This is a genomic window from Planktotalea sp. (assembly GCF_965659345.1).
Lineage (GTDB): Bacteria > Pseudomonadota > Alphaproteobacteria > Rhodobacterales > Rhodobacteraceae > Planktotalea.
On record NZ_CBFHVK010000003.1, the window covers coordinates 88,700 to 105,210 of the forward strand.

The following is a 16,511-nucleotide window of genomic DNA, read 5'->3' on the forward strand; positions in this document are numbered from 1 at the left end:
AAGGAGCGGCAGGATGAGTTGGTCATTAACACTCGGAGCGATTTACGTGCTGTGCGCTGCGGTCGTTGCAATGCTGCCGATCCGTCGGCAATATTGGCCCGCGGGGATCATGTTGTTGCTGGCTCCGCTCTTGCTCGCATTCATAGGCTATCAACACGGTTGGTTCTGGTTCGTCCTTGGCATGCTCGCGTTCCTGTCGATGTTCCGTAATCCTTTGCGCTACCTGTGGAAGAAATCCCGCGGCGTGCACGTAGAGTTGCCAGAATGAGCCCTTCGCTGGTTTTGGCGCTGCTTTGGTTGGTGACAGCCAATGTGATTGCAATGTTCCCATCCAAAGATCACCATTGGCGCAACGCATATATGTTGATTGCGATTGGCGTGCCTTTGCTAGGCTGGGTCTGGTGGCAAAACGGCGTTTTGCTAGCGCTGATCGTGCTGGTCGCGGCGATGTCCGTGCTGCGCTGGCCTGTGATATATTTGGTGAAATGGGTGAAGCGTCTATTCGCTTGATATGTTTCGCGCGCGAAACAATTTTCTCTTATTAATAATAGGTTAACGGATGTGCACGGTGCGGCGAGGGAATTGCCCTTGATGATGTCGCGTTGATCGCCCAAGCTGCAAAAATGATTGCAGCGACAGATATCAAAGACGAAAAGAGTTTAAGGCAGTGGCTGGAAGAGTGGCCTAAATCCCAAGGGATGGATGAAAAGGCTGCGCGTAAGGTTGCGGTGCGTATTGCGCATCGTGCGGCGATGCGTGTGTTTTCGATAGCTTGGGAGTGGTTTGCGAGCGAGGATGCGCGCAAACGTGATTTGACAGCTTTGCCGATTTTGCGGTCAAATTTGATTTCAGGGGTTGCGAGCACCTGTCCAACCCCTGAAATCAGTCGTGCCGCCGATGCCGCCGCCAATGCCGCCGCCGATGCCGCCTTCGCCGCCGCCTATGCCGCCGATACCGCCGCCAATGCTGCCGACATTTGGAAACAGATCGTGAAAGATGCGATTTTGCTTGAAGAAGGACGCGACCTTTCAACCGATCTCTTGTGGGCTGAAACGCCGCCAGATTGGTTTCAAGCGGGCGAGGTGGTGATGCTTGAAGCTTGGCGGGATGCGCCTGACGTTTGGGGATTTTGGACGCGTTGGTGGCTTGGCGCGACGCGGGGAGAGCCGCTGAACTGGGATTTGCAGACTAAAGTTGCGCTGATTGAAGATGAGGAGTGGGCACAAGGGCCTGAGCATATCGCAGGGGTGATTGGGGGGATCGAGGCGGAGTTTAAGTCGGGTTCTCGTTCTGCTCTCTCGAAGGCGAGCAGTTTCGATTACGAATTTGATCCGATTCATTATTGGATGAAACTAGTCGGTTTTTCAGGCGATCTTGCTCGGATCGAAGAGAAGGGGCAGGTCGAGGCGTTTAAAGACGATGCGGCAACACTGCTCGATGACCTACAAGACTTCATAGATTATGCCCAAGACGCAAAGACGAACAGCAATAGCGCTTCGCTGACCGTTCGAGCTGCAGAAAAGCTGTTGTCGGAGCTGCAAAAATGCTGCGAGCAAGACACAATTCGGGTTCGTGCTTTGATCGAAAAGGGCGCTTATTTGAACAGTTTCGCGCTTGAAGCGGATTTAGAGGCCGAGTTTGGGCCGACGCTCGCGAAGATGCTTTTTGATCGAATTGATCAGATCAAGGCGCTGAGCCAAACACATCTCGCAGGTGCGCTGATCGAATTGGCACCACTGAAAGAGCTAGAGCTTGCAGAACATGATCCTGCATTTGTGCTTGAAAAACTGAAAGCAAGTTTGAGCGTTATTCGTGAACAACGTGATGATGCATTGATCAAATTGTCGCCCGAAGGCGAAGCTGCTTTTGATTCAATGTTTGAGGATCTTGTTGAGTTGGAAAGTGCAATTCAGGTTGCGCCGACTGACGAACGTAAGACATTCCTTCTAAAACGGTTTGCAGAGAAGGTTGGCGCCTTTGGTGCGAATGCTGGTCATTACATTGAAAAAGCGAAATCGGGTTCAGGTGTTGTTGGTAGTTGGCTCGATGGTTTGATTAAGAATTTCAAACGCTGGAAATCGCTGCAAGACATCCTCGATTTCTTTGACAAGCTTGGAGGTGGTCCGCCACCCGTTTGACACCAAACCTTGTATTTCCTCAATAAACCCCCATCTCAACCCAATGAATAGACGTGACTTTACGCGCGGCCTCGCGAGTTTTGGCCTGACACCTGCACTTCCTTTGCCCGCGTTTGGGGCCGGATCTGCAAGCACTGCAACCGCTGCGGCGAGCGCGGAGCATATGTATTTCATGGGTTGGTATACGGCGCGGCTGAACAAGACCTGTTCGCCCGAAACACTGATCCGTGAATTGAAACTCAAACCCGATGTAGCCCATGAAATTTTCGCCAAATTGGTGAAAAGTAAAACTGTATCTGCGCCAAATATGCTTGGGGTGAGCCGCACTATGGACCCTTTGCGCGACACCTACGCGCGTGTCACGGCGAAACTGGGTGAGCGTGCGGTCCCCGAGCCGCGTAAACTGGTGCAGCGCGATGTTTTGTCAGAGGCAAACCCAAGCGACGGTGAAGATGTGCCTTTTGAAGATAAGGTTGATCTGGAGGCGGTTGAACCGAGTGAAGCGGCGCAGGACGCGGCGCAACGCTAAGAGACGACAAACTGGGGCCGGACTCTTTTCAAAGCGGGGTTCAGACATTAGAGAGGGGCAACTTTGGTTGAGCGAGCTTCCCCGATGACTGACTTTTCCCATATTCGCGGTAAGATCACTTGTGATCGCCCTTTGGCCGATCTCACATGGTTGCGTGTTGGCGGCCCTGCGGAGATGTTTTTCCAGCCTGCGGACACTGATGATCTGCAATCCTTCCTTAAGAGTTTGCCGCTAGACGTGTCTGTGTTCCCTATGGGCGTCGGCTCGAACCTGATTGTGCGTGATGGGGGCATCAAAGGGGCTGTGATCCGTATGGGACGCGGGTTCAACCATATCGAGATCGAAGGCCATCATGTGCGCTGCGGTGTCGCTGCGCTTGATGCGCATGTGGCGCGCAAAGCCGCGGATGCGGGTCTGGATCTGACGTTTTTGCGCACGATCCCGGGTGCGATTGGTGGTGCGGTTCGTATGAATGCGGGCTGCTATGGAAGTTATGTCGCGGATCATTTTGTTGAAGCGACTGTGATCACGCGTGACGGTGAAGAGCGTGTTTTGGGTGCGGATGAGCTGGAGTTTGCCTATCGCCAGAGCAACCTGCCGGATGGCTGGGTGCTGACGGAAGTGGTTCTGAATGCAGAGCAGGGCGCGCCGGAGGAATTGCATGCTAAGATGGAAGCGCAACTGAAAAAACGCGATGAGACGCAGCCGACAAAGGATCGCACAGCCGGCTCTACCTTTAGAAATCCTGCGGGTTTCTCATCAACGGGGCAGGCCGATGACACCCATGAGCTGAAAGCTTGGAAGGTGATTGATGATGCGGATATGCGGGGCGCGATGCTTGGTGGTGCACAGATGAGCACCAAACACCCGAACTTTTTAATCAACACGGGTGGCGCAACTGCCGCAGATCTTGAGGGTTTGGGCGAGATGGTGCGAAAAAAGGTTTTCCAAACACAATCAATAGAGCTACACTGGGAAGTGATGAGGGTCGGAGAACCGGCCCCTGAAAAATAAGGGCACTCGAAAACGGGGCCCACAGGCGGAAAACGCGCGTTAAGCGCTAATTAGTATTTGAGGCACGAGTTGGGAATGTCGAGCAGACAACCCCGTTTGGTAGCTGTTTTGATGGGCGGACCTTCGGCTGAACGCGAAGTGTCTTTGTCCACAGGGCGCGCATGCGCAGCAGCTCTACGGGAATATGGTTACACAGTTGAAGAAGTTGATGCGGGCGCTGATTTGGCGGCGCGCTTAACCGAACTTGCACCTGACGTTGTTTTCAATGCCCTGCACGGGCGTTGGGGCGAGGATGGCTGCGTTCAAGGTATTCTTGAGTGGCTGCAAATGCCCTACACGCATTCTGGTGTTCTGGCGTCTGCTTTGGCGATGGATAAGCAACGCAGCAAAGACGTGTTTCGCGCGGCCAACCTGCCAGTTGTTGAGAGCATTATTGCACCCGCCGCAGAGGTGCGCGCGCGTCATGTGATGGATGCACCTTACGTGGTGAAGCCAAACAATGAAGGCTCTTCCGTGGGGGTTTATTTGGTGGATGAAGCTGCGAATGGGCCACCCCAGCTTGATGACGATATGCCAGAAATGGTGATGGTTGAAACCTTTGCGCCAGGTCGCGAGTTGACGACGACGGTGATGGGCGATCGTCCGTTGACGGTGACCGACATTCTGACGGACGGTTGGTATGACTATGATGCGAAGTACAAAGAAGGTGGTTCGCGCCACGTTGTACCTGCGCAAATTCCGCAGCAGATTTGGGATGCCTGCATGGATTATGCAGTGCGGGCACATGATGCTCTGGGCTGTCGCGGTGTGTCGCGCACGGATTTTCGTTGGGATGAAAGCCGTGGCTTGGATGGCTTGATCTTGCTTGAGACCAATACCCAGCCAGGCATGACATCGACCTCTTTGACGCCAGAGCAAGCGCAAGCGATTGGCATGAGTTTCCCTGAATTGTGCCACTGGATGGTCGAGGACGCATCATGCAACAGATAAGTGCTCAGCCTGCACGAGGCCAATCTGCACGGGTCGTAAACCGCTCCAAAAAGCGCAAAAGCGATCCAGCACCATCGCGCTGGTCTTATCGTTTCCAGCGCTTGATGCTGACACCGCTGTTTCGCTTTTCGTTGCGTGTCGGCGTACCGTTCGCGCTCACGTGCTCGCTCGGATTTGTCTATCTCTCAGATGAGCAGAGGCGTACAGAACTCCAAGATGTTGTCGCTCAAATGCGTTCCAATATCGAAGAACGTCCTGAATTTATGGTTCAGTTGATGGAGATTGAAGGCGCAAGCGAAGAAGTCGCAACCGCAATTCATGAGATCGTTTCGATCACATTCCCGATCAGTTCTTTTGATCTCTCCCTCCCGTTGATTCAAAAAACCGTTACGGATTTGAACCCTGTGCGCAACGCGGACGTGCGCCTTCAGCCCGGTGGTGTTTTAGAAGTCGTCGTTGACGAGCGCAGTGTTGCTGCGTTGTGGCGGACCCATGATGGCCTGTTCCGCCTTGATGCAGACGGCGTCTACATCGGCCTTGCATTAGAGCGAAACGATTTCCCACATTTACCTGTACTGGCAGGGGACGGCGCTGATGAAGCAGTGCCGGAAGCGCGCAAGCTGATGAAAGTTGCGGCGCCGCTTGGCACGCGTCTCAAAGGTTTGGTCCGTATGGGCGAGCGTCGTTGGGACGTGGTTCTGGACCGCGGGCAACGCATTATGTTGCCCGAACAAGACCCTGCGCGTGCATTGGAGCGCGTTATTGCGCTTAATCAGGTGCAAGACGTGCTCGAGCGTGACTTGGCCCGTGTTGATATGCGCCTTGCGCACCGCCCGACAATTCGAATGAACGAGAACGCCGTGAAAGAACTATGGCGCATCAAGACGACAGCAGTGGAAGTCTCTGGAAATGAATGATCTTTATAGCACACAGCGCGCAATGCGTAATATGCGAAAAGCCGCGATGCAGCGCGGTGTTGTTGCGATTTTGGACGTTGGCAGTTCAAAGATTGTCTGTCTGATCTTACGTTTTGATGGCACGGATAAACTGAATGAGGGCGATGGTATCGGCTCTCTCGCGGGGCAAACAGGTTTTCGTGTCATTGGCGCTGCAACAACGCGGTCGCGCGGTGTGCGCTTTGGTGAAATCAGTGCAATGTCTGAAACAGAGCGCGCTATTCGGACTGCTTTGCAATCGGCGCAAAAAATGGCGCAGATCCGGGTTGATCATGTGATTGCTTGTTTCTCAGGTGCGGAGCCGCGTTCTTACGGGTTGGATGGATCTGTCGAAATTGAAAATACCGTGGTGGCTGAGCAAGACGTCGCGCGCGTGTTGTCGTCATGCGATGTGCCTGATTTTGGACCTGGCCGTGATGTGTTGCACGCACAGCCTGTAAATTTCGCACTTGATCACCGCTCTGGTCTCAATGACCCACGCGGACAGATTGGTCAGCACTTAAAGACGGACATGCATATGTTGACGGTCGATGCGGCTGCGATCCAGAACCTTGCGCATTGTGTGCGCCGCTGCGATCTGGAGCTCGCAGGGGTTGCGTCCTCTGCTTATGTGTCGGGCATTTCTGCGCTGGTTGAGGATGAACAAGAACTCGGCGCTGCCTGTATTGACATGGGTGGCGGTGCGACGAGTGTGTCGATCTTCATGAAAAAGCACATGATTTATGCCGATGCCGTGCGCATGGGTGGGGATCACGTGACCTCTGATATTTCGATGGGTTTGCAGGTACCAATGACAACCGCCGAGCGTATCAAAACAGTCAATGGCGGCGTTGTAGCGACAGGCATGGACGATCGCGATATGATTGATATTGGTGGTGACACAGGCGATTGGGATCATGACCGTCGCCAAGTGAGCCGTGCAGAATTGATCGGTATTATGCGTCCGCGCGTTGAAGAAATTCTCGAAGATGTGCGCGCGCGTTTAGATGCTGCCGGCTTTGATCATCTGGCGAGCCAGCAGATTGTTTTGACAGGTGGCGGTAGCCAAATTCCGGGGCTTGATGGACTTGCGAGCAAAATCCTAGGTCAGCAAGTGCGTCTTGGTCGTCCTTTGCGCGTTCACGGATTGCCCGGCGCTACCACAGGTCCTGGCTTTTCCAGTGCTGTTGGCTTGTGCCTGTTTGCCGCCCATCCACAAGACGAGTGGTGGGATTTCGAGATTCTTGAGAACTATCAAGGGCGTTCGTTCAAACGCGCCATAAAATGGTTCAAGGACAACTGGTAACCCCTACATTTATCCAAATTCGCTAAATACGGCGGAAAATTGCTGAAAAACTCGCACATTTTGTGGGTTTTTTTGCTTTTTCGCGTGACGTCTCCGAATCGGTTGTTTAGTGTGGTGCCTAATAGGCAACAAAAATGGCCCTAAATTGGGTCGGCAGACACAGGCGGACAGAGCATGACATTGAACCTCACGGTGCCAGGACAGGAAGATTTGAAGCCACGCATTACCGTGTTTGGCGTAGGCGGAGCGGGCGGTAATGCCGTCAATAACATGATCGAGAAAGAGCTCGATGGTGTGGACTTCGTGGTCGCAAACACAGATGCGCAGGCTCTTCAGCAGTCAATGTCTCAGAGCCGCGTTCAGCTTGGCGTTAAAGTAACCGAGGGTCTTGGCGCTGGCGCGCGTGCCGTCGTTGGTGCAGCCGCTGCGGAAGAGAGCATTGAGCAGATCGTCGATCATCTTGCCGGCGCACACATGTGCTTTATCACAGCAGGCATGGGTGGCGGCACCGGAACCGGCGCAGCGCCAATTATTGCGCAAGCGGCACGTGAATTGGGTGTACTCACCGTTGGTGTCGTCACAAAGCCTTTCCAGTTTGAAGGCGGCAAGCGCATGAAGCAAGCGGAGGAGGGTGTCGAAGCCCTTCAGAAGGTTGTCGATACGCTGATCATTATCCCAAACCAGAACCTGTTCCGCCTTGCGAATGAAAAGACGACATTTACTGAAGCTTTCTCGCTTGCAGATGATGTTCTTTATCAAGGTGTTAAGGGCGTGACAGACCTGATGGTTCGCCCTGGTTTGATCAACCTCGACTTTGCAGACGTACGTGCTGTGATGGACGAGATGGGCAAGGCCATGATGGGTACAGGCGAGGCAACAGGCGAGGATCGCGCGATCCAAGCGGCCGAGAAGGCGATTGCGAACCCACTTCTTGACGAAATTTCACTGCGCGGCGCGAAGGGTGTTCTTATCAACATCACCGGTGGTCACGATCTTACATTGTTCGAACTCGACGAAGCGGCGAACCGTATTCGCGAAGAAGTCGATCCAGATGCGAATATCATCGTGGGCTCCACGCTTGATACCGTTCTTGAAGGTGGCATGCGCGTTTCTGTTGTTGCCACAGGCATCGACGCAGTTGACGTAAACAGCGAACTCCCAGTTCCACGTCGCTCTATGGCACAACCTTTGAAACAAGCAGAAGAGCAGGCTGCTGCACCAGCGCCAGCAATGTCGATCTCACCGGTTGCGACGACTGCTCCAGCGGTAGCGCCTCAGGAACCAGCTTTGTTTGAAGAGATGAACACGCAGCAAGTTGCGGCATCTGAGCAAGCAGAAGATATCTTTGAGGAAGAAGCAGACGCGTTCCAGCCAGAATTGCCAAGCTTTATTGCGGATCGTGGTCAGCCACGCACAGCACATGCTGCGCAAGCAGATGATCTTCCGCCACCCGCATATCAGCCACCAGCGTTTGAGCCACAGGCGATGCAAGAGCCAGAGCAAGCAAGCTATGTCGCGCCAAAAGCACCTGGTTTGGGGGCTCCTTCGCCTGAAGCGATGGCACGTTTGCAAGCCGCGGTTCACCGTGCACCTGCGCAGGAGCAGCCTTATCAGCAGGCAGCGCCTCAAGCACCGGCAGAGGCAGAAGAGCGTCCACGTTTTGGCATCAATTCACTGATCAATCGTATGACAGGTCAGGGACAAGACGGCGCACCAGCACAGCCTGCGCGTCAGCAGCCATCTGTTCAGGCAACGCAGCCAGCACCTGCGCCTCAGCCGGTAGCGGAGAGTGATCCTGAGCAAGAGCGTATTGAAATTCCAGCGTTCCTGCGTCGTCAGGCGAATTAATTTACCGCAAATGTTACAGCGTTTGCGGTTTGAAAAGGGGTGCTCCGGCATCCCTTTTTTCGTTTTAAAACAGTGGCTTTGTAGAGCTTAAGCGAATTTCTGCCTAAGGGCAGAGAAGCCATGTTTCAGACCGTTACAAAGTTTGAGTTGAGACACTCTGCACACAAGGTTACCCCATTCTTAACGACGCGTGGGGGATTCTACGTGTTCTTGCCTGTCTGGAGACAAGTTTGCAAACGACGGTGAAATCATCTGTACGCTTTGAAGGCGTTGGCCTTCATTCAGGTGCGCCTGTTTCTATGGCTGTGCACGCAGCCAGTCCGAACCATGGGATCTGGTTTCGACGCATGGATGTGGTCGGCGTAGACGCTATGGTTCCAGCGCGTTGGGATGCGGTAAGCCCGACACCCCTGTGTACTAAGATCGAAAACCAAGATGGGATCGTCGTCTCCACGATCGAACACATCATGGCTGCTTTGGCCGGCTGTGGGATCAACAATGCGCTGATCGAGCTTGATGGTGAAGAAGTGCCTATCATGGACGGTAGCTCTGCAGAGTTTGTGCGCGGATTATTGGCGACAGGCGTTCGCCAGCAGGGCGCAGATGGTTGGGCGCTGCGCGTTCTGAAGACGGTTGAAGTTCACACTGATCTTGGTTGGGCGCGTCTTGAGCCTGCGCGCAATCTATCCATTGATTTTGCAATAGAATTCGAAGATGCGGCTATCGGATCGCAAAGCAAAGCCCTAAACATGGCCAATGGTACGTTTGTCCGTGAGCTTTGTGACAGCCGCACATTCTGCCGCAACTCTGATGTTGAAGCGATGTATGCGCAGGGGCTTGCCAAAGGTGGTACGCTTGAAAATGCAGTCGTCGTGGATGGGGACCGTATCCTGAGTCCTGGCGGTTTGCGCCATGCGGATGAAGCGGTGCGGCACAAAATGCTCGACGCACTCGGCGATCTTTCGCTTGCGGGCGCGCCGATTTTAGGACGTTACACTGGCATGCGGGCTGGTCATTCAATGACCAACGCTTTGCTGCGCGCGCTCTTTGCGGACCCAACAGCCTATGAAATGGTGGATTGCGACGCGTCAATTAACGCTAATTTGCCAGGTGCGGGCGTAACACGTAGTGAAATACCTGCACCTCATTAAGCTCAAACATGTGTGATAGTTGCGAATGCCTCAAGATTTTGTGGCATTGCCATTTTGCATGAGAATATTATGTGCTAGGACCAAGTTGAAAACAGGGATAAAACTCTGACAGGTTCGATCAAAGGTGCTGGAATGAAACGCAAAACTGCGCGTCATACGCTGACAGCCGCTGCGCTGTTAACCCTGACACTTGCCGGTTGTGGCGGTGGAAATGGGGGCGGGGTCTCTCGTATCCTTGGTGGTCAATCGACTATCCCACTTGAAACCTTCTCTGCTGAGCAAATTTACGAGCGCGGCGAGTTTGAGATGGAGCGCGGCAAAGACGACGATGCAGCGTTTTATTTTGGTGAGGTCGAGCGCCTTTATCCTTATTCTGAATGGGCGAAACGCGGCTTGATCATGCAGGCTTTTGCGCATCACAAAGACAAAGATTACGAAAACTCGCGCGCGTCTGCGCAGCGCTTTATCGATGTCTACCCCACGGATGAAGATGCAGCCTATGCGCAGTATTTGCTCGCGCTGAGCTACTATGACCAGATCGAGGATGTGGGGCGCGATCAGGGCCTTACTTTCCAAGCATTACAGGGTCTGCGTACTGTGATCGAACGTTATCCTGATAGCGAATATGCAAGCTCTGCGATCTTGAAGTTCGATCTCGCCTTCGATCATCTCGCGGGCAAAGAGATGGAGATCGGCCGTTATTATTTGCGCCGTGATCATTATACTGCCGCGATCAATCGCTTCCGTGTGGTGGTTGAGGATTTTCAGACCACGACCCACACGCCTGAAGCGTTGCACCGTTTGGTGGAGGCTTATCTGTCGCTGGGCCTGAACGATGAAGCGCAAACAGCGGGTGCGATCCTCGGCTATAACTACAAGGGCACGGATTGGTATGAAGACAGCTTTAAGCTGCTCACAGGCCGTGGTTTGGAGCTAAAAGCAGCGGGTGATGGCTGGCTTCGTCAAATCTATCGCCAAATGTTGCAAGGCAAGTGGCTGTAAGTCTGTCAGCGCGTTTGAAGCGCGAGCGGAGGTTTGTGAATGCTGCGCACGCTTGATATTCGCGATATCCTTATCATTGATCACCTTGAGCTTGGCTTTCAGCCGGGCCTCAATGTGCTGACGGGCGAGACGGGCGCAGGAAAGTCTATCTTATTGGATTCGCTTGGTTTTGTTCTTGGCTGGCGCGGACGCGCTGAGCTTGTGCGCAGTGGCGCAGAGCAGGGTGAAGTCACAGCAGTGTTTGATTTACCCGCAGGTCACGCCGCGTTTGCGGTGCTCGAAGAAGCAGGTTTGCCTGTGGATGATGAATTGATCCTGCGCCGCGTGAATCGCAATGACGGCCGCAAGACCGCTTGGGTCAATGATCGTCGTTGTTCTGGTGAAGTCTTGCGGGCTTTGTCTGAAACTTTGGTGGAATTGCATGGGCAACACGACGATCGCGGCTTGTTAGATCCTAAAGGGCATATGTCTGTTTTGGATGCGTTTTTGGATAAACCAAAGCTGCATGCGAAGACGCAAAGCTGCTGGAAAGACCTATTAAACGCGCGCAAAGCTTTGAATGCTTTGGAAGCGGCAATTGCAGCGGTGAGAGAAGAAGAGGATTTTTTACGCCATGCTGTTGCGGAGCTTGATGATCTAAATCCGCAGCCCGGCGAAGAGGCGGTGCTTGATACGCAGCGCCGCAAAATGCAAAGCGCCGAGAAGATCCGTGATGATGTTGCGCGCGCCCATGCAATGCTTGGGTTTGAGGGGGCAGAGGGCGTGATCGGTGAAGCGATCCGCTGGCTTGATGGTGTCTCTGCGCAAGCGGAGGGCCAACTTGACGCTGTTGTCGCCGGATTAAGCCGTGCTTTAGATGAATTGGGCGAAGCCAGCAGTGGTGTGGAGCGTTGTCTGGATAGTCTTGAGTTCAACACTTCTGATCTGGAAAACTGTGAAGAACGCTTGTTTGCGATCAGAGCACTTGCGCGCAAACATAATGTGACGCCGGACGAGCTTGGCAGCTTTGCGATAGAGCTGCGCGCACGACTTGCTGCTTTGGACGCGGGGGATGCGCAATTGGGCGAGGCGCGTGCGAAGTTGAGCGCTGCGCAGGCGAGCTATGACGATGCTGCGCAGCATTTGAGCGAGGAGCGGCGGACTGCTGCGAAAAAATTGGATTTGGCCGTCACAGCAGAACTTGCGCCGCTCAAGATGGAGCGCGCGGTTTTTACGACGCAAGTGAGTGACGCACCTGCGGGCGCAGCAGGATGTGACGCTGTGGCGTTTACGGTTGCCACGAACCCGGGCGCGCCAAGTGGGCCATTGAACAAAATTGCCTCTGGTGGTGAGCTCAGTCGCTTTTTGTTGGCGTTGAAAGTCTGCTTGTCGAATGAGAGCCAAGGCATCACCATGATCTTTGACGAAATTGATCGCGGTGTCGGTGGTGCAACGGCGGATGCGGTTGGGCGTCGTTTGGCAAGTTTGGCGGAGGGCGGACAGGTGTTGGTTGTCACGCACTCGCCACAGGTTGCTGCCCTTGGGGGACACCATTGGCGCGTAGAAAAGCGTGTGGTGAATGAGGCAACGCTGTCGACGGTTGTGCCACTTGATGACAGCGAACGCACGGACGAGATCGCGCGGATGATTTCTGGCGATACCATCACCGACGAAGCGCGCGCAGCTGCGCGTTCACTTTTGGCGGGCTAGACAATGCGGCGCACCTTTTTGACAAGTCTCGGTGCGTTGCTGTTGGATATGAAAGAGAGCCTTGGGCGCGGTTGGTCGCATATGCGTCGTAGAGGGCCGTCGCAGATCCAGTTTTGGTTTATTGCTTTAATGATCGGAATTGCTGCTGGGCTTGCTGCGGTTGCCTTTCGGTTTGGGATTTCATTATTGCAAACAACGCTTTACGGCGTTGATGATGTGACCAAGCTGCATAGTTTTGCTGAAAGCCTGCCATGGTATTGGGTGCTGATTATTCCAATGATGGGTGGTGTCGTCGTTGGCATCATCTTGCATCATTTCACGCCGGATGGACGTGTGCGCTCCGTCTCTGATGTGATCGAAGGCGCGGCCTTGAATGAGGGGCGCGTGGAAAAGAAGGCAGGCATTGCATCTGCGCTGTCGTCGATGATCACGCTTGGCACAGGCGGCTCTACCGGACGCGAAGGTCCTGTTGTTCATATCGCTGCGATGATTTCGAGTTGGGTGAGCAATGTTATTCGCGCCGATGGTATCACGGGTCGTGATCTATTGGGATGCGCGGTCGCCGCTGCCGTTTCGGCGAGCTTTAATGCGCCCATTGCGGGGGCTTTGTTCGCGCTAGAAGTCATCTTGCGGCACTTCGCAGTGCATGCCTTTGCGCCAATTGTGATTGCGAGTGCGGCTGGCACCGTAATCAACAGGCTCGTTTTTGGCGACACCGCAGAATTTGCGCTGCCGGGGACCACCGCGCTAGAGTTTTACGCAGAATTGCCAGCTTATTTGATCCTTGGTCTTGTCTGTGGATTGGTAGCTGTGACGTTGATGCGTTGTGTGTTCTGGGCAGATGACATGGAAACGCGGCTGCAAAACCGTTTGGGCATGCCCTATTGGCTGCGTCCTGCGCTTGCGGGTGCAATGCTGGGTCTGATTGCAATTTGGTTTCCGCATATTATTGGCGTCGGCTATGAGACGACTTCTGCTGCGTTGACGGGTCAGCTTTTGCTGCATGAAGCGGTTGTCTTTGCGATTGTCAAAGTCGCAGCTGTGGCGATCACCATGGGCGGGCGCATGGGCGGTGGGATATTTTCACCATCATTGATGTTAGGTGCGCTGACCGGACTGGCGTTTGGTCTTATTGCGACAGGTGTCTTTCCAGAGATTAGCGGGTCTCACACTTTGTATGCATTGGCTGGGATGGGCGCGGTGGCAGCCGCTGTTTTGGGGGCACCGATTTCCACAACGCTTATTGTGTTTGAGCTGACGGGGGACTGGCAGACAGGGCTTGCTGTGATGGTTTCTGTTTCGCTCTCTACGGCACTGGCATCGCGGCTTGTGGATCGCTCTTTCTTCTTAACGCAGTTAGAGCGGCGCAATATTCATCTGGCGGCGGGACCGCAGGCATATCTACTGGCGATGTTCCGCGTCGCTGGCGTGATGCGCAAAGCAGATGAGGGTATAGATGAGGACGCAAGTTGGGCGATGATTGCCGATGGGGTCTATGTGGACGGAAATGCGACTCTAGAAGCAGCGATGCCGATTTTTGACAAGTCAGCTGTTGTTTTCATCCCTGTCGTGACTTTGTCAGGGGAGGGGCAAGCACCAGAACTTTTGGGTGCTTTGTACCATGTCGATGCGCTCAAAGCGTATAATCGCGCGCTGGCTGCAACGGCAGCGGAAGAACACAGTTAGCGATTATTGGGACTTAGAGATGTTCGATAGCGACTTCGTCACTCTCTGCAAAGGCCAGGTATTCTTTGATTTCACTGACATTTTCGATGGGGCTTTCGTATGACCAAACGACGTCGGCTATCGTTTTGCTTTTTGTGATGATCGAAAAATACGAAGCATCGCCTTTGTGAGGGCAGTGCGTGGTCGTTTCAGATCGGTCGAGAAAGGCCATCGCAATATCACCGCGGGGGAAATAGAGCACTGGGGCTAATTTGCCTTCGCTCAATTCCAGAACATTTTCGCTTTCGCCCAAAACAGCGCCACCCGCACGGACCACGTATAAACCTTGAACCTTGCGAATGCGAATATCTGTCATGGGAATACCTCTTGTTAAGTAAGTGAACAGTTATAGCGCAATAGTTGCGTTCTCCAACCAATTTTGTGCGTCATCAGAAAGTTTGCCGCTCAGTTTCGTGCGGCATTGCGCGTGATAGCTGTTGATCCAATCGATTTCTGCTTGGCTCAAGAGATCTTTGCGGATCAAACGGCGATCAAGCGGGACATAGGTCAGGGTCTCGAAATCGTACATCGTACGGTGGGTGTCACCCCCATTAGGTGTCTGGGCGCTGCGCACAACGCAAAGGTTTTCGATCCGAATACCAAACGCACCTTCACGGTAATAGCCGGGTTCATTGGACAAGATCATACCCGGTTCCAGCGGGATCTCACTCACGCGCGACAGGCGTTGTGGGCCCTCATGGACGCCAAGGAAATGACCGACGCCGTGACCGACACCATGATCAAAATCCTGTCCAGCAAGCCAAAGTGGCATCCGCGCGGCCATTTCGATATCGCGCCCTGCAAGCCCCTTGGGCCACCGCATACGCGACATTGCGATCATCCCTTGTAGCACCCGTGTGAAAGCAGCGCTTTCTTCAACGCCGACCGCGCCAATCGCTATAGTGCGTGTGATGTCGGTGGTGCCATTGAGATACTGTCCACCACTGTCGAGCACCAACAGGTCACCGTCCTGTAACGTGCGCGCCGTGTCATGTGTGACGCGGTAATGCATGATGGCGCCGTTGGGACCAGCGCCCGAGATCGTATCAAAGCTAATGTCTTGCAAGGCGTTGGTATTGCGCCGCTTTTGTTCAAGTTGCGTGACAACATCAATCTCTGTGGCACTGCCGGCAGGTTGCTGATCAAGCCAGCACAGCAGTTCGCACATGGCGGTGGCATCGATGATATGCGCATCGCGCGTGCCTGCAATTTCAACGTCGTTCTTGCGCGCTTTAGGAAGCACACAAGGTTCTGAGCCGTATGTGAGGTCAGCAGAACCATTGCTAAGTGCGTCGATCACTGCAACAGGAGCAGAGGTTTTGTCACAGCGGATCTTACCGGTCAGCCCAGCAAGCGCATTTAGAAACTCATCAGGCGTTAAAACATCTATCGCAGGATCGAGGGTCAGGTTTTTGATCTTTTCGGGTGCGATGAACAGGGCGACGCTGGCGTCTGCCCGTAAAATGGCAAACCCGTGAACCAGCGGTGTTTTGGAAACATCATTACCGCGAATATTGAGCAGCCAGCATAGGCTGTCGGGCAGGGTGATAACGGCGGCGGCCTCATTGTGCTCATTCAGATCAACGGCGCAATCGGCGCGTTTATCGGCAGAGGTTTTTCCTGCATATTCAATGGGGTAGTCAAAGGCGGCGGTCATTGGGGGCGCTGGCTGATCGTCCCAAATCACATCCACAAGGTTATTGCAGGCGCGCAATGTGATGTTGCTATTGGCGAGTGCCTTCTCATGAGTTTCGAGCTGGCCTTGTGTCATTAGCCAAGGGTCAAAGCCGACGATACCACCATTTGGCAATTGCTCGATCAGCCATGATGCGAGGGAGGTTTCAGGCCAAGGCACAGGTGTGTAATGTGCCAGATCAACTTGGGATTTTACCTGTGTTCGGTATCGCCCATCGATGAAAACGCCTGCGCTATTGAGTAAAGCACAGCAAAAGCCGGCAGAGCCTGTGAACCCTGTTAGCCACTGAAGTCGTTCATCATGGGGGGCCACATATTCGCCTTGATGGGCGTCCGCGCGCGGAACGATAAAGCCATCAAGCTTTTCTTGCACCAACTGTTTGCGCAGTTTGGCAAGGCGGGCAGGGCCGTGTTCTGGGGTGCTGGTCGTATCAAAGCTTTGGAACATTGCGGCCTCCGTGGATTTGGCTCACAGGACCGCAAAGCTGG

Annotated in this window: 15 protein-coding genes; 13 read left to right on the forward strand and 2 right to left on the reverse strand. The window is 53.9% G+C overall.

Features of this window, described 5'->3' with window-relative positions:
- Positions 1 to 13 precede the first annotated feature (13 nt).
- The 13 genes from ACTG3Z_RS03000 to ACTG3Z_RS03060 all read left to right on the forward strand — a co-directional run bounded on the left by ACTG3Z_RS03000 (position 14) and on the right by ACTG3Z_RS03060 (position 14,288).
- Positions 14 to 268 (forward strand): DUF2484 family protein, encoded by a 255-nt coding sequence (locus tag ACTG3Z_RS03000; protein WP_439141158.1) that lies wholly within the window; start codon positions 14 to 16, stop codon positions 266 to 268.
- On the forward strand, positions 265 to 510 hold the full coding sequence (locus ACTG3Z_RS03005) for a DUF2484 family protein (protein WP_439141159.1): 246 nt from the start codon (positions 265 to 267) through the stop codon (positions 508 to 510). The genes ACTG3Z_RS03000 and ACTG3Z_RS03005 overlap by 4 nt, the downstream gene beginning before the upstream one ends.
- A 113-nt stretch (positions 511 to 623) precedes the next feature.
- On the forward strand, positions 624 to 2,138 hold the full coding sequence (locus tag ACTG3Z_RS03010; protein ID WP_439141160.1) for a hypothetical protein: 1,515 nt from the start codon (positions 624 to 626) through the stop codon (positions 2,136 to 2,138).
- Between the two features lie 43 nt (positions 2,139 to 2,181).
- Positions 2,182 to 2,667, forward strand: a complete 486-nt coding sequence (locus tag ACTG3Z_RS03015) for a hypothetical protein (protein WP_439141162.1) — start codon at positions 2,182 to 2,184, stop codon at positions 2,665 to 2,667.
- A gap of 84 nt (positions 2,668 to 2,751) precedes the next feature.
- The gene (gene murB / locus ACTG3Z_RS03020) at positions 2,752 to 3,681 is read left to right on the forward strand and encodes a UDP-N-acetylmuramate dehydrogenase (protein WP_439141163.1); all 930 of its coding nucleotides are present in this window, start codon (positions 2,752 to 2,754) and stop codon (positions 3,679 to 3,681) included.
- A 111-nt stretch (positions 3,682 to 3,792) separates the two neighbouring features.
- Positions 3,793 to 4,671 carry a D-alanine--D-alanine ligase gene (locus ACTG3Z_RS03025; protein ID WP_439141284.1) on the forward strand — a complete coding sequence of 293 codons (879 nt, stop codon included), beginning with the start codon at positions 3,793 to 3,795 and terminating at the stop codon, positions 4,669 to 4,671.
- The gene (locus ACTG3Z_RS03030; protein ID WP_439141164.1) at positions 4,659 to 5,588 is read left to right on the forward strand and encodes a cell division protein FtsQ/DivIB; all 930 of its coding nucleotides are present in this window, start codon (positions 4,659 to 4,661) and stop codon (positions 5,586 to 5,588) included. Before ACTG3Z_RS03025 ends, ACTG3Z_RS03030 begins: the two co-directional genes overlap by 13 nt.
- The gene (ftsA, locus tag ACTG3Z_RS03035; RefSeq protein WP_439141166.1) at positions 5,581 to 6,912 is read left to right on the forward strand and encodes a cell division protein FtsA; all 1,332 of its coding nucleotides are present in this window, start codon (positions 5,581 to 5,583) and stop codon (positions 6,910 to 6,912) included. The genes ACTG3Z_RS03030 and ftsA overlap by 8 nt, the downstream gene beginning before the upstream one ends.
- A 174-nt stretch (positions 6,913 to 7,086) precedes the next feature.
- Positions 7,087 to 8,760: a cell division protein FtsZ gene (gene ftsZ / locus ACTG3Z_RS03040; RefSeq protein WP_439141167.1), complete on the forward strand. Its 1,674-nt coding sequence runs from the start codon at positions 7,087 to 7,089 to the stop codon at positions 8,758 to 8,760.
- Positions 8,761 to 8,990: 230 nt separating this feature from the next.
- The gene (gene lpxC, locus ACTG3Z_RS03045; RefSeq protein WP_439141168.1) at positions 8,991 to 9,911 is read left to right on the forward strand and encodes a UDP-3-O-acyl-N-acetylglucosamine deacetylase; all 921 of its coding nucleotides are present in this window, start codon (positions 8,991 to 8,993) and stop codon (positions 9,909 to 9,911) included.
- Between the two features lie 132 nt (positions 9,912 to 10,043).
- On the forward strand, positions 10,044 to 10,913 hold the full coding sequence (locus ACTG3Z_RS03050) for an outer membrane protein assembly factor BamD (protein WP_439141169.1): 870 nt from the start codon (positions 10,044 to 10,046) through the stop codon (positions 10,911 to 10,913).
- A gap of 39 nt (positions 10,914 to 10,952) precedes the next feature.
- Positions 10,953 to 12,602: a DNA repair protein RecN gene (recN, locus tag ACTG3Z_RS03055; protein ID WP_439141170.1), complete on the forward strand. Its 1,650-nt coding sequence runs from the start codon at positions 10,953 to 10,955 to the stop codon at positions 12,600 to 12,602.
- Positions 12,603 to 12,650: 48 nt separating this feature from the next.
- On the forward strand, positions 12,651 to 14,288 hold the full coding sequence (locus ACTG3Z_RS03060) for a chloride channel protein (RefSeq protein ID WP_439141285.1): 1,638 nt from the start codon (positions 12,651 to 12,653) through the stop codon (positions 14,286 to 14,288).
- A 13-nt stretch (positions 14,289 to 14,301) separates the two neighbouring features.
- Here the strand turns inward: ACTG3Z_RS03060 and ACTG3Z_RS03065 are convergent, their stop codons facing one another.
- Together ACTG3Z_RS03065 and ACTG3Z_RS03070 are read right to left on the reverse strand one after the other, a co-directional pair.
- Positions 14,302 to 14,643 carry a DUF427 domain-containing protein gene (locus tag ACTG3Z_RS03065; protein ID WP_439141171.1) on the reverse strand — a complete coding sequence of 114 codons (342 nt, stop codon included), beginning with the start codon at positions 14,641 to 14,643 and terminating at the stop codon, positions 14,302 to 14,304.
- Positions 14,644 to 14,673: 30 nt separating this feature from the next.
- A complete protein-coding gene (locus ACTG3Z_RS03070; protein WP_439141172.1) occupies positions 14,674 to 16,470 on the reverse strand; it encodes an aminopeptidase P family protein in 1,797 nt (598 codons plus the stop codon).
- Positions 16,471 to 16,511 lie beyond the last annotated feature (41 nt).

Coding starts and splice junctions, on each gene's coding strand:
- ACTG3Z_RS03000 (WP_439141158.1), top strand. CDS start 14: ATGAGTTGGTCATTAACACTCGGAGCGATTTACGTGCTGTGCGCTGCG.
- ACTG3Z_RS03005 (WP_439141159.1), top strand. CDS start 265: ATGAGCCCTTCGCTGGTTTTGGCGCTGCTTTGGTTGGTGACAGCCAAT.
- ACTG3Z_RS03010 (WP_439141160.1), top strand. CDS start 624: ATGATTGCAGCGACAGATATCAAAGACGAAAAGAGTTTAAGGCAGTGG.
- ACTG3Z_RS03015 (WP_439141162.1), top strand. CDS start 2,182: ATGAATAGACGTGACTTTACGCGCGGCCTCGCGAGTTTTGGCCTGACA.
- murB (WP_439141163.1), top strand. CDS start 2,752: ATGACTGACTTTTCCCATATTCGCGGTAAGATCACTTGTGATCGCCCT.
- ACTG3Z_RS03025 (WP_439141284.1), top strand. CDS start 3,793: ATGGGCGGACCTTCGGCTGAACGCGAAGTGTCTTTGTCCACAGGGCGC.
- ACTG3Z_RS03030 (WP_439141164.1), top strand. CDS start 4,659: ATGCAACAGATAAGTGCTCAGCCTGCACGAGGCCAATCTGCACGGGTC.
- ftsA (WP_439141166.1), top strand. CDS start 5,581: ATGAATGATCTTTATAGCACACAGCGCGCAATGCGTAATATGCGAAAA.
- ftsZ (WP_439141167.1), top strand. CDS start 7,087: ATGACATTGAACCTCACGGTGCCAGGACAGGAAGATTTGAAGCCACGC.
- ACTG3Z_RS03050 (WP_439141169.1), top strand. CDS start 10,044: ATGAAACGCAAAACTGCGCGTCATACGCTGACAGCCGCTGCGCTGTTA.
- recN (WP_439141170.1), top strand. CDS start 10,953: ATGCTGCGCACGCTTGATATTCGCGATATCCTTATCATTGATCACCTT.
- ACTG3Z_RS03060 (WP_439141285.1), top strand. CDS start 12,651: ATGAAAGAGAGCCTTGGGCGCGGTTGGTCGCATATGCGTCGTAGAGGG.
- ACTG3Z_RS03065 (WP_439141171.1), bottom strand. CDS start 14,643: ATGACAGATATTCGCATTCGCAAGGTTCAAGGTTTATACGTGGTCCGT.
- ACTG3Z_RS03070 (WP_439141172.1), bottom strand. CDS start 16,470: ATGTTCCAAAGCTTTGATACGACCAGCACCCCAGAACACGGCCCTGCC.